Genomic DNA, 13,077 nt, shown 5'->3' on the forward strand with positions numbered 1-13,077 from the left:
CATAACAATATGCAATTTGACTCACGATACAATGGAAATCATCACGGTGACATTCCACCCCTGATGGGCTCTCAAGGAGGCCGTGATGACCCCCGAACTGCTGCTCGCCTTCGTCCTGTTCGCCTTCGCGACGGCCGGTACGCCCGGCCCAAACAACATGATGCTGCTCGCATCGGGCGCGAACTTCGGCTTCCGCCGCACGGTGATGCACATCCTGGGCATCAGCAGCGGCCTGGGCTTCATGGTGCTGGCGATGGGCCTGGGGCTGGGCGGCGTGTTCAAGGCCTATCCGGTGCTGCACGAGATCCTGCGCTGGGTCGGCGCGGCCTACATGCTGTGGCTGGCTTGGAAGATCGCCGGCTCCAGCTCGGTCAGCGACAAGGACCTGGGCAAGCCGATGACCTATCTGCAGGCCGCGGCCTTCCAGTGGGTCAATCCCAAGGCCTGGGCCATGGCCCTGGGCGCGGTGACCACCTACGCCCCCGAGGGCGGTTCCTGGCTGGTGATCCCGTTGCTGGCCGGGACCTTCATGCTGGTGGGCGCGCCGTGCAGCGCCGCCTGGGCGGGCTTCGGCCAGGGCCTGCGGCCGTTCCTGGACCGGCCGGCGGTGCTGCGGACGTTCAACGTCACCATGGCCGTGCTGCTGGTGGCGTCGCTGTACCCGTTGGTCTTCGAGCGCAAGCCGACCCCCGCCGACGCCTTGCTCGACGTGGCGGCCAACTCGCCGACCCTGCCTGCGTTCAAGTCGCGGGGGTGAGGCGAAACGACAACGCGCAAATCAGCTTGTCATCCCGGCCGTAGCGCAGCGGAGAGCCGGGACCCAGGGGCCGGCGCAGTGCGGTTGCCCCTGGGTCCCGGGTCGGCTTCGCCGCCCGGGATGACAAGGGGTTTGCGTGTTGAGGGTGGTTGCCTCAGGCTCGGGCGAACCTTCGAGGATCATTCATGCGCCTGCTGCTCGCCCTCGCCCTCACCTTCGCCGTCTGCACCGGCGCGGCGGCCCAGGACCTCAAGGTCACCGTGGCCGGCCGTGACACCGTGGTGCTGACGCCCAAGGACCTGGCCGCCCTGCCTCGCGCCAAGGCGACGATCACGGTGAAGGGCGCCAGCGTCGTCTACGAGGGCGTCCGGCTCGACGCGGTCCTGGCCCAGGCCGGGGTGGTGCATGGCGAGCGCCTGATGGGCCGCTATCTGAACCAGGTGGTCATCGCCCGCGCCGCCGACGGCTTCGCCAGCATCCTGTCCCTGGCCGAGACCGACCCGGTCTATCGCGCCAATCCTGTCGTGGTCGCCGACACCGTGGGCGGCCACAAGCTGGATGAGCGCGAGGGACCATATCGCCTGGTCATCGACGGCGACCTGCGCCCCTCGCGGTCGCCTCGACAGCTGGTGGCCATCGAGGTCAAGCCGGCGTTCTGACCTGGCGCCTTAAGCCGCCGCCTTCACCCGTTCCGGGCCGATGCCCAGGAAGTCGCGCTTGCCCACCGGCACGCCCTTGTGGCGCAGGATGTCGTAGGCCGTCACGACGTGGAACTGGAAGTTCGGGATCACGAACTCCAGCAGGTATTCCAGGCCGGTGAAGCCGAGTTTGATCTCCGGACCGGCGGGCACCACGATCTCGCGGGTCCCCGCGCCCTCAAACGCCGAGGCCGGGACGCTCTCGACATAGGCCAGGGTGCGGGCGACGCGGTCCTGCAGTTGCGCCAGGGTCGTCTCGTCGTCGGCCATGGCGGGCGCCTCGCCGCCGGTCAGGCGGGCGACCGCGCCCTTGGCGGTGTCAGAAGCGCGCTGGATCTGGCCGGCCAGCGGCAGCATGTCCTCGACCAGACGCGCCTGGACGAAAGCGTCCGGATCGGTCCCCGTGGCCTCGGCGTGGGCCTTGGCCTTGTCGAGCAGGGCCGACAGCGTCTTGAGGCCGCGCGTGACCGAGGTCACGGCGAGGTGCTGGATGGAGACGGACATGGGCGGATCCTTGCTGGGCCCGGCCCCTCCGGCCGCGCTGCATAACGAGTTAGACACGCCGATGAGCGTTTTCAATAACTACCTATGCGAAATACTTCAGGCGTCGACCGTCAGTCGCACCCGCCCGCCGCCGGCCACCAGGGCGTCGATCGCCTCGGGCGAGACCGGGGCGCTGAACAGGAAGCCTTGCGCCTGGGCGCAGCCGATCTCCTTCAGCTGCTCGCGCTGGGCGTTGGTCTCGACGCCCTCGGCGATCACCGACAGGTGCAGAGCCTTGGCCAGGCGGACGATAGCCGCGACCACCGCGCCGGCCTCCTTGTCCTCGCCCAGCGGGGTGATGAAGCTGCGGTCGATCTTGATCTTGTCGATCGGATAACGCCGCAGATAGCTCAGCGAGCTGTAGCCGGTGCCGAAGTCGTCGAGGGCCAGGGAGAAACCCATCTCGCGCAGGCGCTCGATGGCCCGGTGGGTGGTCTCGTCGTCGCCCAGCAGCGCGCCCTCGGTGATCTCCAGCTCGATGCGCTCGGCGTGGGCGCCGGTCTCGTGCAGCAAGACCGCGACCTGATCGGGGAAATCGGCCTGCTTCATCTGCAGGGCCGAGACGTTGACGGCGACCTTCAGATTCTTCCAGCGATGGCTGTCGGTGAAGGCGCGGCGCATGACCAGGCGGCCCAGCTCGTCGATCAGGCCGCAGTCCTCGGCCAGGGGCACGAAGGCGGCCGGCGAGATCGGGCCTTTGGTCGGATGGGTCCAGCGGGCCAGGGCCTCGACACCGACCACCTTGCCGACCGCATCGACCTGCGGCTGGTAGGCCAGATGCACGCCGCCGTCGGCCAGGGCGCCGCGGAGATCGGCCTCCAGACCGCGACGCGCCTTCAACGCCGCGTCCATCTCGGCCTCGAAGAAGCAATAGCGGCCCCGGCCCTCTTCCTTGGCGCGGTACATGGCCACGTCCGCGCGGCGGGCGGCCTCGACCGCGCCGACGTGAGCCTCGGCCTGATCGATCAGCGCGACGCCGATGGAGCCGCCGACGAACACCTTGCCGCACGACAGCTCGACCGGCGCGCCCAGGGCCGCGACCAGGCGCTCGGCCAGGGCCGCCGCGCCGTTCGGGTCGAGGTCGAGGGCCACCACGGCGAATTCGTCGCCGCCCAATCGCGCCACCGTCTCGCCGACCCGGCACAAGCCGGACAGGCGCGCGGCCATGGCCTGGATCAGCTCGTCCCCGGCCGCGTGGCCGTGGGTGTCGTTGACCGCCTTGAAGCGGTCGAGGTCGAGGGCCAGCACCGCCATCGCCCCTCGACGGCGCGACAGGCCGTCGATCGCCTGGCGTAGACGCTCCTCGAACAGCACCCGGTTTGGCAGGCCGGTCAGGGCGTCGTGCAGGGCCATGTGCTTGGCGCGCGCCTCGCTGGCGATCAGGCCCTCGGCGATCTTGCGGCTGCGGCCAGCGAAGACCACGACGGCGGCGGCCAGGGCGCCAACCACCAGCAGGATCGGCAGCACGGCCTTGCGCAACAGGCGCTGACCGGGATGGGGCGGCTCCCAGTCCAGGGTCGCGATCGTGCGCCCCTTCAGGTTCTTCAGCGCCACGTGGGCGTCGCCGGGCTGGCCGCTGGCGTCACCGCGATGCAGGTGCACGCCCGCCAGGAGGAAGCGGCTGGAGAAGGCCTCCAGGAACGGGGCGTCGATCTTCAAGGCGGTGATCACCACCGGCGCGCGGTCGTGACGGATGACCGCCTTGCCGAAATCAGGCTGCACCAGGCTGGCGGTGACCAGAAAGGCCTCGCCGTCCATCTCCTCGATCGTGCTCAGCTGCAGCGGCCGCGAGACGAGGCCCCCGTCGGCGCGCGGGCCGGTAATCGGAGACCGTTCGGCCTCGGCTGTCCGCAGCTTGGCCAGCAGCGCCGCGAAGACCGGCGCGTGGCGGTCATAGTAGGCGGTCGACATCGTCCGGCCGACCTGCTCGCTGAACACGGGGCGATCGGCGCGGTCGACGACGAAGATCAGGTCGAAACCGGCCTGGCCCAACAGATAGGCGCCGATGTTCTCGCGCGCCCAGTCAGGGTCGAAACGATTGTCCAGGTGCTCGACCGCGTCGTCCCAGCCGACCTGGGGCGAGACGATCCGTTCGATGTCGGCGGTCTTGGCCTGGACCCCGCGCTGGACCAGGGCCTGCTCGTGCAGCAGGGCGTCGCGATCGACCCGGGCGGCTGTCATGAACAGCACGGCCACGAGGACGCCGACGGTGAGCAGCGCCATGCCCGCCAGCGGCGCGGAGAGGCGGGTCTCGAGACGCTTCATGTTCGCGGAAAGGCCCAGTGTGGCTCGCAGGAGGCGGGCACCCTATGCGCGCAATGGCTAAGCCGTAGCTAACGGTGAAGGTTGACGAACCGCGAACACCGGTTTCGCCCTTTCCATTCCCTTCCCCCCCGAAAAGCACTAGAGAGACCGGCCCATCCTCTCAGCCTTGCGATCCCTCCCTTGCGACTGCCCCAGGCCCGCCTCGACCAGGTTCTCGACCGCTTCCGCGAAGTGGAGGCGCGCATGGGCGCGGCCACCGACGGGAGCGAGATCGTCAAGCTCTCCAAGGAGCACGCCGAGCTGCGCCCCGTTGCCGAGGCCGTAGAGCGCCTGGCCAAGCTGAGCGCCGAGCGCGTCGAGCTGGACGTCATGGCCGCCGATCCCGAGATGGCCGACATGGTCAAGGACGAGATCCAGGCCCTGGACGAGAAGCTGCCGGTCCTCGAGCACGACCTCGCCTTGATGCTGGCTCCCAAGGACAAGGACGAGAACGCCTCGGCCATCCTCGAAGTCCGCGCCGGCACCGGCGGCGACGAGGCGGCCCTGTTCGCCGGCGACCTCTTCCGCATGTACCAGCGCTACGCCACGCTGCAGGGCTGGCGCGTCGAGATCGACAGCATCTCGGAAGGCGAGATGGGCGGCTTCAAGGAAATCGTCGCCTCGATCACTGGCGACGGCGTGTTCGGCCGGCTGAAGTTCGAGAGCGGCGTGCACCGGGTGCAGCGCGTGCCGGCCACCGAAGCCCAAGGCCGCATCCACACCTCGGCCGCCACCGTCGCCGTCCTGCCCGAGGCCGAAGACGTCGAGATCGACATCAAGGAAAGCGACCTGCGGATCGACACCTACCGCTCGTCGGGCGCGGGCGGTCAGCACGTCAACAAGACCGACTCCGCCGTGCGCATCACCCACTTGCCGACCGGCGTGGTGGTGACCTCCTCGGAAAAGTCGCAGCACCAGAACCGCGCCCGGGCCATGAAGAATCTGAAGGCGCGCCTCTACGACATGCAGCGGGAGGCCCTGGACAGCGCCCGCTCCGAGGCCCGCAAGAGCCAGGTCGGCAGCGGCGACCGCTCGGAGCGCATCCGCACCTACAACTTCCCGCAGGGCCGGGTGACCGACCACCGGATCAACCTGACCCTCTACAATCTGTCGCGGATCATCGAGGGCGACAGCCTGGACGACGTGATCAATCCGCTGATCGCCGAGGATCAGGCCGAGCGCCTGGCCAGCCTCGAAGAAAGCTTCAACTAGTGGCTTGGACCCGGACCTACGACGAGGACGAGCCCCAGCGGGTCAACAAGTGGCTGGCCCAAAGCGGCGTCTGCTCGCGCCGCGAAGCCGAAGCCCTGATCTCCGAAGGTCTGGTCTCGATCGACGGCGAGGTCGTGGAAGACGTCGGGCGCAAGATCCTGCCGGGCCAGACCCTGGTGCTGGCCGACCGAGGGACCGCCCTGCTGGACGCGGCCTTCACCTACATGATCCACAAGCCGGTCGGCATCGTCTCGGCCCAGCCCGATCCCGGCCAGATCCCGGCCGCGCGCCTCCTGACCCGCCAGAACATCTGGGGCGGCGTCCCCGCGCCCATCCCGCAGTCGGGCGACCTGCTGCCGCCGATCGGGCGTCTCGACAAGGACTCGCGCGGCCTGCTGCTGCTGTCGCGCGACGGCGTCGTGGCCAAGGCCGTGATCGGCCCGCAGTCGGACCTCGAAAAGGAATACCGCGTCGCCGTGATGGGCGAGCTGACCGAGGAAAAGCTCGAACTCCTGCGCTTCGGCCTGGAGCTGGACGGCCGCGAGCTGCGCCCGGCCGAGGTCGAGGTCATCTCGGACCAGCGCCTGCGCATCGTCCTGCGCGAAGGCCGCAACCGCCAGATCCGCCGGATGTGCGAATTGGTCGAGCTGAAGGTCGTTGACCTGTTCCGCGTCCGCATCGGCCCGCTGACCCTGGGCGAGATGCCCGAGGGCCGCTGGCGCCCGCTGACCGGCGAAGAGCGCGCGGCGCTGATCGCCGGCTAGGCTTCCTCCTCCGGCGCCGGCTTGTGGCGGGCGTTCAGGCGTCGGGCCAGCAGGGCTCCGCCGAGGAACAGCGCGCCGACGGCCAGGAACGAGGCCGCCCGGGTCACGCCTTCCAGCCGGGCCAGGTCGAAGAACACCAGCTTGGCGGCCGTGAACAGCAGCGCCGCCAGGCCGCACCAGCGCAGGACGATGTCCTTGCGCGCCGCGCCCAGGCCCAGGACCACCAGGCCGAACACCGCCCACAGGGCCGAGAAGGTCCAGGTCTCCAGGCCCTCGCCGCGCGTGGCCATGCTCATCGCCCCGCCGTGGAAGGCGTAGCGGATCACCAGGGTCAGCAGGACGAACAGGGTCCCGACCGCCGCCGCCAGCGCCGCGCGGTCAAACCGGCTGTCGGCGCGCCGCAGGCTGACCATGGCCGCCGCGCCGCCGGCATAGAGGGCCAGCAGCAGGACCGCCGAGCCCACCGGCGCCAACGGTTGGGGGAAGGGTCCCCACCACGGGCTTGAGCGCACGCCGAACACCAGCGCGGCGACGATCAGCGCCAGCCAGCCGACCACCGGCGCGGCCCGGACCAACCAGCCGGCGCTGGGCCGGTCGACCAGGCGCGGCGACATCAGCTGGCGCGCGGCGACCAGGGCTAGGATGGCGTAGGCCGCGCCTTCGGCCCGACCGATCACGCCGATCGAGAGCGCGGGACCGTGGAAGGCCCAGCGGATCAGGTGCGCCGCCAGCGACAGGGCCAGGGCCACCGCCACGACCAGGGCCGCGCGGCCCACGGTGGCTTCCTTGCGGCTGACGCCCCAGGCCAGGGCGATCGCCACGGCCTGAAGGCCAAACAACATCGCGCCGCTCGCCAGGGTCAGGGGTTGGGCGAACGCGCCCCACCACGGACTGGCCAGCAGGCCGAAGAGCAGGGCCGCGACGCCCAGGGCGATCCAGCCGACCATCGGCGCCGTCGCCCGTAGTCGCGCCGCCTGGGGCGAGGCCATGCCCAGGCGGGGCTCGACCAGAGCGCGGGCGGTGAGCATCAGCAGCACCGCGTCGGCCGCCAATTCCAACTGCCCGAGCGACGCATGGGCCATGTCCGCACCATGCAGCAGGTGGCGCAAGGCCAGCAGCGCCCACAGCACGGCGAACACCGGCGCGGCCATGATCCAGCCCTGGGTCCAGCCGTCATCGGCCGGCTTGCGACGCCAGGCGATCGCGACCAGCAGACCGACCGGCGCCAGATACGAGAGGATCAAGGTGTTGAGCACCGGCGGTCCAACCGGCGGCTCGCCCATGCCCCACCAGGGGTTCCAGACCAGGCCCTGCAGCACCAGGCCGTGGACCACGCCCACGCTGACCACGATGATCGTGCGCCAGCGGGTGATCGGCCCGTCGTCCTCGCGCTGGCGCAGCACCAGCAGCAGGCCGGCGCTCAGCAGCAGCACGGTGCGCAGCGAGGCCTCGAACAGGCCGTCCTCGACCCGATGATCGCCACCGGCCAGCACCACGTGCAGCCCGACGAACAGGCCCAGCAAGGCGACCAGCAGCGCGGCCACGCGCTGAGCCTCGGCCTCGTTGCGGGTCGTCTCGCCACCGCCCTTCCAGATCAGCTGCGCGGCGGCGACCAGCAGGAGCGCCGTCGCGGCGCTGACGCCGGCCATGATCGGCAGGGACAGGCGCCCGTCCAGGGCCGCGCCGACGAACTCTGGGCGCAGCATGGCGGCGAAGGCCACCAGGCCGCCGGCGACGCTGGCTGGCGCCAGGCCGCGCCAGGTCAGGCGCGACGACGCGGCGCCCAGGGCCAGGGCGGCCAGGGCGAAGGCGGCGGGCTCGAAGCGCGGGTCGGTGGCGGCGTGAATCGACAGGAAGGCCAGTTCGGCGGCGGCGGCGAGCCACAGCGCCAGGCCCCGGTCGGTCGAGGCCTGCTCGACCTTGCGCGCGATCAGGGGCGCCAGGCCGAACATCGCGGCGGCCAGCACGGCGGCGGGGGCCCAGCCGAAGTCGACGTGCGCCGCCCTGAGCAGCGGCCAGGTCAAGGTCGCCAGGACGGCGACGCCGATCCCGCCGATGGCCAGCATCCGGGTCCGATCGACAGCCGGCAGGCGCAGGGCGGCCCACAGGGCGGCGGCGGGGATCATGCCGGTCAGGGCGTAGAGCCAGGGCAACTGCCCGGGGAAGGTCGACCACCGCGCCATCAGCGCCATGACCAGCAACTGGCAAGCGATCGCCATGCCCACGGGCGCGGCGAACAGCGGCGGCCGAACCATGTCGCGCGTCGCCATGACCGCGCCCAGGACCACCAGCAGGCCGGACAGGGCGGCCGCGTAGGGCAGATGGTCGGCCGTGCTGAATCCGGCGAACCACAGGCCGAACGAAGCCAGACAGGTGATGACCAGAGCCGAGGCGGGCAGGCCTTGGAAGTCTCGCCCCGCCGGATCGGCCGCGTCGTCGAGGCGGAACCGGCCTCGCCACAGCGTCGCGGCGAAGGGGCCGACGGCCGCGAGGGCCTGGATGATCATCGCCGAGAGGACATGGTGTTCGACCAGCGGCGCGGCGCTGAGCAGCAACAGGCCGACGGTCGTCGCCCCGCCCGCCCTGCCCCATCGGCGCGCGGCGGCGATCGAAAAGCCCGTCACGCCGATCAGCACGGTATAGGCCGTCAAGGCGACTGGCGACCAGTCGGCCAGGCCCGTGAAGCTGGGCGTGAGAACGGCTCCGACCAGAGCCACCAGGGCCAGGGGCTCGCCATGGCGCAATGAGAGTCCCAACAGCCCCAGGGAAATGGCGGCGGCCAGGACGGCGGCCACGCCCAGCGGGATCAGGTCATAGAGGCCATGGGCGGCGCAGACCGCGCCGTACAAGGTGACCGCGCCGGCCCCCGCCGAGACGGCCGCCGCCAGCAGGTGACGGCCCCCGGCGATCGACGGCTTCTGGCGCAGGATCCACTCGCTGGCCGCCACCATCAGCGCGCCGAGGATCACCGCCATGGCGATCCGGAATTCGGGAATGAACAGGCCGCGCTGGGCGGCGTAGCCCACCAGCAGCAAGCCGCCCAAGGCCAGCCCGCCGCCGCCGATCCAGGCCAGGCCGTTCTCGGACAGCCAGGTCGAGATCGACTCGCGGGTGATCGTCGGCGCGGGGCGCGGCGGCGGAGCGGGGCGCGGACGCGGCGCCTCGCGGGGCTCGGGAGCCGGGGCGAAGACGCGCTCGGGGTCCGGCGCGCGCGCGGCGGCCACGGGTTCCGCGGGCGGCGAAACGGGCCAGGCCGGGACGAAGGTTTTCGACGGTTTGACCGGCGGAGGCACGACGGGCGCCACGGGCGTGACGGGCGGCGGTTCAGGCGCGGGCGGCTTGGCCTGTATGGGCTGGGCGACAGGATCCGGGGTCGGCGCGGGATCCGGCCGGCGCGCCACGACGCCGAGGCCCCCGGTCAGCCGGTTCACGTCATCGGCGGCGTCCAGGCGACGCTCCAGGCTCTTGATCGTCCGACCTTGCCGGTAGACCCAGACGCCCAGCGCCAGGATGAACAGCCATTCCATGTCGCACGCCCCACTCGGCGGCTCGACGCCGCGTTCCTCCTCGTATCACCGCGCAGTCGTCTACGAAACCTTAAGGCGAGTAGCCCGGCGCAACGCAGGTGCTGGCCGCCACCCTAGTGCAGGGCGCGCATGGCGTGTGTCGAATTTGGCATTGGCCGACGGTGGTCCGGCGCGATCACATGGACGCATGAGGACCTTCCAGCATCTCCTGCTCGCGCTCTTCCTGGCCTTCGCGCCAGCCGCCATGGCGCGCGAGGGTTCTCCCCCGAAAAGTCAGGCGAGCGCCGACGTCGGAAGCTTCTTCGTCGGCGGGAAATATGTCCGCGACGGCCAGGCGATGAGCGGCCAGTCGCACGTGTTGTTTGTCCGCCCCCGCGAGCCGCGCCACGCCCTGCCGCTGATCTTCATTCCCGGCGCGGGCCAGACCGTGACCAATTTCCTGTCGACGCCGGACGGTCGCCCCGGATGGGCCTCGGTCTTCGCCGACGCCGGGTGGATGGTCTATCTGATGGATCAGCCTGGGCGCGGCGCCTCCGGCTATGATCGCGACACCTACGGCCCGGCGGCGCGGCAGACGCCGCTGTTCCTGCAGCAGCGTTTCACCGCCACCCAAGACTTCGCGCCCTCGCCGGGGCAGCCGCGTGGCTGGCCACAGGCGCGCCTGCACGACGGCTGGCCGGGCAGCGGCAAGCCTGGCGATCCGATCTTCGACCAGTTCTACGCCTCACAGGTCGAAAGCGCCGGCGGCGCGGTCTCGGCCGGTCTGGTCGCCGAGGCCGGTGCGGCCCTGCTGGACAGGATCGGTCCGGCGATCGTCGTCACCCATTCCCAGTCCGGCGCGTTCGGCTGGGCGATCGGCGAGGCGCGGCCGGCCCTGGTCAAGGCGATCGTCGCCGTCGAGCCCAGCGGACCGCCGTTCTTCGGCGCGCCGCCGCCTTGGGGCGACGCGGATCCGGACAAGCTGGCGCGGCCGTTCGGCCTGACCACGACGCCGCTGGCCTACGACCCGCCGCTGGCTTCGGCCGCCGAGCTGGAGAAACGGCAGGAGGCCGCGCCCGCCGGACCCGACCTCGTCCGGTGCTGGCTGCAGCCCGAACCGGCCCGCAAGCTGGTGAACCTCTCGCGCTTTCCGGTCCTGGTGCTGGTTTCCGAGGCCTCGTATCACGCCGGCTACGACCACTGCACCGTGCGCTACCTGCGCCAGGCGGGGGTCCAGACCGACTTCACCCGCCTGGAAGACGTGGGCCTGCGCGGCGGCGGTCACATGGTCATGCTCGAGAAGCATTCGACCGAAGTCGCCAGGCTGATCGCCCGCTGGCTGAAGACCCGAAAGCTAGACTAGCGCGCCGAGAGCATGGCCTCGGGCGCCAGCGCCGCGTGGGTGAAGCGCGCGGCGCGCACCGCGCCCTTGAAGTAATCGACGCGGTTCATCCGCGCCCCGACCGACGCCTTGCCCGGGCCCTGGGGCTTGAAGGCGATCTCGGCCTCGCCCTGCAGGACGCCGTCGACGTAGCAACGGTACATCTTGCCGTCATAGGTCTGGGCCACCGCATACCAACGCCCGACCGGGAAGACCTTCTCCGGAAAGATCAGGGTGTGCTTGTAGCCGGGACCGGTGACGAAGGCGTCCAGCCACCAGGTGTCATCCTTCACCCGCACCTCGAACAGGAAACGGGTGTTCAGCGGCGGGCCGTCCGTAGGGGCGAGCGGGTCCTCGGCCAGGTGGAACCAGCGCTGGGCGAAGGCGCCGCCGTCCGGGCGGAACAGGGCCTCGAAGGTGAACTGCTCGGCGCCGGCCAAGGGGTGCTGATCGATCTCGAGGCGGTCGTCGACGCCGTCGAACCGCACCGCCTTGCCGTAGGGGCTGTCGACCAGCGTCGGGTCGCCCTCGACGTGGGTCGAGACGCCGCCGATGTCGGTCAGGCGATCGAAGGTCCAGGTCGTCGACTTGGGCTTGGCGAGGGCGGGCGTCGCGACCAGCGCCGCGCTGGCGGCGATCACCGCGCGTCGGTTCCAGAGGTCGTTCATGATCAGGGCTCCGCGGTCCGGATCGCCGCCGGTCCGGCCGGCAGGGCGATCGAGGTCTTGAGTTTCAGCCTTCGCCCGTCGAAGGCGAAGACGTCGAGGCGCCGCTCGACCATGCACTGGACTAGCAGAGTCTTGCCGTCCTTGGACCAGGCGATCCCCTGCCCCCAGGCGCCCGTCCGGGCCTCGGTGACCTTGACCAGCTTGCCGGGCGCGTCGATCCGCCAGACCTGCACCAGGCCCTGCCTGGAATAGCGCGGCGACTTGGCGCCGGCGTTGGAGCCATCGTTGACATTGACCACCACCCAGCGGCCGTCGGGCGACATCTTCAGGCCCTCCGGCGTCAGGCCGACCGAGACGACGTCGACGACGCGCGGGAAATCCTCGGAGACCAGGTCGATCAGGCTGACCGTGTCGATGTCCTTGCCGCCACCGCCGATATTGCCGACCACCGCGAACCGGCGCGGGCCGACCGTATCGATCTGATAGGGCCGCAGGCCCGGCGCCAGGGTGCGGGGATCAACGGTCACCGTCGTTCCGTCGATGTGCAGCACCGAGATCCGATGGTCGCCGTCGCGGCTGACCAGGGCGCGGCGTCCGCCGTCGAAGAAGACCGGCTCGGCCGGGGCGGACTTCTCGTCGCCGATGCGGACCGTTCCGGCGGCCGTGACCGTCAGGCCCGCGATGGTGAAGACCGAGACCGTGCCCTCGGCGCGATTGGCGACAAGGGCCAGCTTGCCGTCGGGACTGATCGAGACGCCCGAGGCGCCCTGCCCGGCCCGCAGGGTGGCGATCACCCGAGGCGGGCCGCCCTTCAGCGCGATGACCGTAACCTGGTCGTCGGCGGTCTGGCCGCCGGGTCCGGTGGGCGAGAGCTTGCGGGCCGCCGTGACCAGGGCGATCGACTCGTCGGGCGCCACCGCCACGCTGGCCGGCGGGCCGATGACGCTGGTCGGGGCTTCGACCGAACCCAGCAGGCGGGGCGGCGAGGCCGAGAGATCGATCAGCGAAACCGTGTCGGCCAGGGGCTTGGCCGGAACCACCTGCGCCCCGTCGTCCAGCACCTGCTTGCCGTCATTGGCCGAGACGGCGATCTGCGCCCGGCTCAGGCCAGGCGAGATCAGCAGGGCGACGGCGACGACGGCGGTGAGAACTCGAGAACGCATCGTGGCGACTATTTCACAAAAGTGCGCCAGGCGCGCGGACGCCGGGAGGAGTGGTGGCGTCCGCGCGCCTGGCTACCGTTC

10 protein-coding genes and 1 pseudogene are annotated in these 13,077 nt (G+C 70.9%); 6 read left to right on the forward strand and 5 right to left on the reverse strand.

The annotated features are described in order from the left end of the window. The first annotated feature begins 85 nt into the window (after positions 1-85). From AC1RRV_RS20505 to AC1RRV_RS20515, 3 genes and pseudogenes are all read left to right on the forward strand, one after another. Entirely contained in the window at positions 86-757 is a 672-nt protein-coding gene (locus tag AC1RRV_RS20505; RefSeq protein ID WP_492861503.1) for a LysE family translocator, read from the forward strand. 15 nt (positions 758-772) lie between these two features. Continuing rightward, positions 773-865 (forward strand): annotated as a pseudogene (locus AC1RRV_RS20510) (hypothetical protein); the annotation flags it as partial. A gap of 77 nt (positions 866-942) precedes the next feature. After that, entirely contained in the window at positions 943-1,416 is a 474-nt protein-coding gene (locus AC1RRV_RS20515; RefSeq protein ID WP_492861504.1) for a molybdopterin-dependent oxidoreductase, read from the forward strand. A 9-nt stretch (positions 1,417-1,425) separates the two neighbouring features. On the opposite strand, the gene AC1RRV_RS20520 is transcribed toward AC1RRV_RS20515, so the two are convergent. Next, positions 1,426-1,959, reverse strand: coding sequence for a DUF1993 domain-containing protein (locus AC1RRV_RS20520; RefSeq protein ID WP_492861505.1), 534 nt, complete (start codon positions 1,957-1,959; stop codon positions 1,426-1,428). A gap of 96 nt (positions 1,960-2,055) precedes the next feature. Beyond that, positions 2,056-4,263: a putative bifunctional diguanylate cyclase/phosphodiesterase gene (locus tag AC1RRV_RS20525; RefSeq protein ID WP_492861506.1), complete on the reverse strand. Its 2,208-nt coding sequence runs from the start codon at positions 4,261-4,263 to the stop codon at positions 2,056-2,058. Positions 4,264-4,443: 180 nt separating this feature from the next. Between AC1RRV_RS20525 and prfA the strand changes: the two genes are divergently transcribed. Both prfA and AC1RRV_RS20535 read left to right on the forward strand, forming a co-directional pair. Beyond that, positions 4,444-5,514 (forward strand): peptide chain release factor 1, encoded by a 1,071-nt coding sequence (gene prfA / locus AC1RRV_RS20530; RefSeq protein WP_492861507.1) that lies wholly within the window; start codon positions 4,444-4,446, stop codon positions 5,512-5,514. Beyond that, positions 5,514-6,278 carry a pseudouridine synthase gene (locus tag AC1RRV_RS20535; RefSeq protein ID WP_492861508.1) on the forward strand — a complete coding sequence of 255 codons (765 nt, stop codon included), beginning with the start codon at positions 5,514-5,516 and terminating at the stop codon, positions 6,276-6,278. Before prfA ends, AC1RRV_RS20535 begins: the two co-directional genes overlap by 1 nt. On the opposite strand, the gene AC1RRV_RS20540 is transcribed toward AC1RRV_RS20535, so the two are convergent. After that, positions 6,275-9,805, reverse strand: a complete 3,531-nt coding sequence (locus AC1RRV_RS20540; RefSeq protein ID WP_492861509.1) for a DUF2339 domain-containing protein — start codon at positions 9,803-9,805, stop codon at positions 6,275-6,277. The two genes, AC1RRV_RS20535 and AC1RRV_RS20540, sit on opposite strands and share 4 nt — an antisense overlap. A 187-nt stretch (positions 9,806-9,992) precedes the next feature. Between AC1RRV_RS20540 and AC1RRV_RS20545 the strand changes: the two genes are divergently transcribed. Continuing rightward, on the forward strand, positions 9,993-11,147 hold the full coding sequence (locus AC1RRV_RS20545) for an alpha/beta hydrolase (protein WP_492861510.1): 1,155 nt from the start codon (positions 9,993-9,995) through the stop codon (positions 11,145-11,147). On the opposite strand, the gene AC1RRV_RS20550 is transcribed toward AC1RRV_RS20545, so the two are convergent. Together AC1RRV_RS20550 and AC1RRV_RS20555 are read right to left on the reverse strand one after the other, a co-directional pair. Then, entirely contained in the window at positions 11,144-11,833 is a 690-nt protein-coding gene (locus tag AC1RRV_RS20550) for a LamG-like jellyroll fold domain-containing protein (RefSeq protein ID WP_492861511.1), read from the reverse strand. The genes AC1RRV_RS20545 and AC1RRV_RS20550 overlap by 4 nt on opposite strands. A gap of 2 nt (positions 11,834-11,835) precedes the next feature. Continuing rightward, a complete protein-coding gene (locus AC1RRV_RS20555) occupies positions 11,836-12,996 on the reverse strand; it encodes a YncE family protein (protein ID WP_492861512.1) in 1,161 nt (386 codons plus the stop codon). Positions 12,997-13,077: the final 81 nt, after the last annotated feature.

The sequence above is a fragment of the Caulobacter sp. GW821-FHT11E10 genome (genome assembly GCF_058808375.1).

Bases quoted from the DNA above. Each gene is read 5' to 3' on its own strand.
- AC1RRV_RS20505 (WP_492861503.1), top strand. From the start codon at position 86: ATGACCCCCGAACTGCTGCTCGCCTTCGTCCTGTTCGCCTTCGCGACG.
- AC1RRV_RS20515 (WP_492861504.1), top strand. From the start codon at position 943: ATGCGCCTGCTGCTCGCCCTCGCCCTCACCTTCGCCGTCTGCACCGGC.
- AC1RRV_RS20520 (WP_492861505.1), bottom strand. From the start codon at position 1,959: ATGTCCGTCTCCATCCAGCACCTCGCCGTGACCTCGGTCACGCGCGGC.
- AC1RRV_RS20525 (WP_492861506.1), bottom strand. From the start codon at position 4,263: ATGAAGCGTCTCGAGACCCGCCTCTCCGCGCCGCTGGCGGGCATGGCG.
- AC1RRV_RS20540 (WP_492861509.1), bottom strand. From the start codon at position 9,805: ATGGAATGGCTGTTCATCCTGGCGCTGGGCGTCTGGGTCTACCGGCAA.
- AC1RRV_RS20545 (WP_492861510.1), top strand. From the start codon at position 9,993: ATGAGGACCTTCCAGCATCTCCTGCTCGCGCTCTTCCTGGCCTTCGCG.
- AC1RRV_RS20550 (WP_492861511.1), bottom strand. From the start codon at position 11,833: ATGAACGACCTCTGGAACCGACGCGCGGTGATCGCCGCCAGCGCGGCG.
- AC1RRV_RS20555 (WP_492861512.1), bottom strand. From the start codon at position 12,996: ATGCGTTCTCGAGTTCTCACCGCCGTCGTCGCCGTCGCCCTGCTGATC.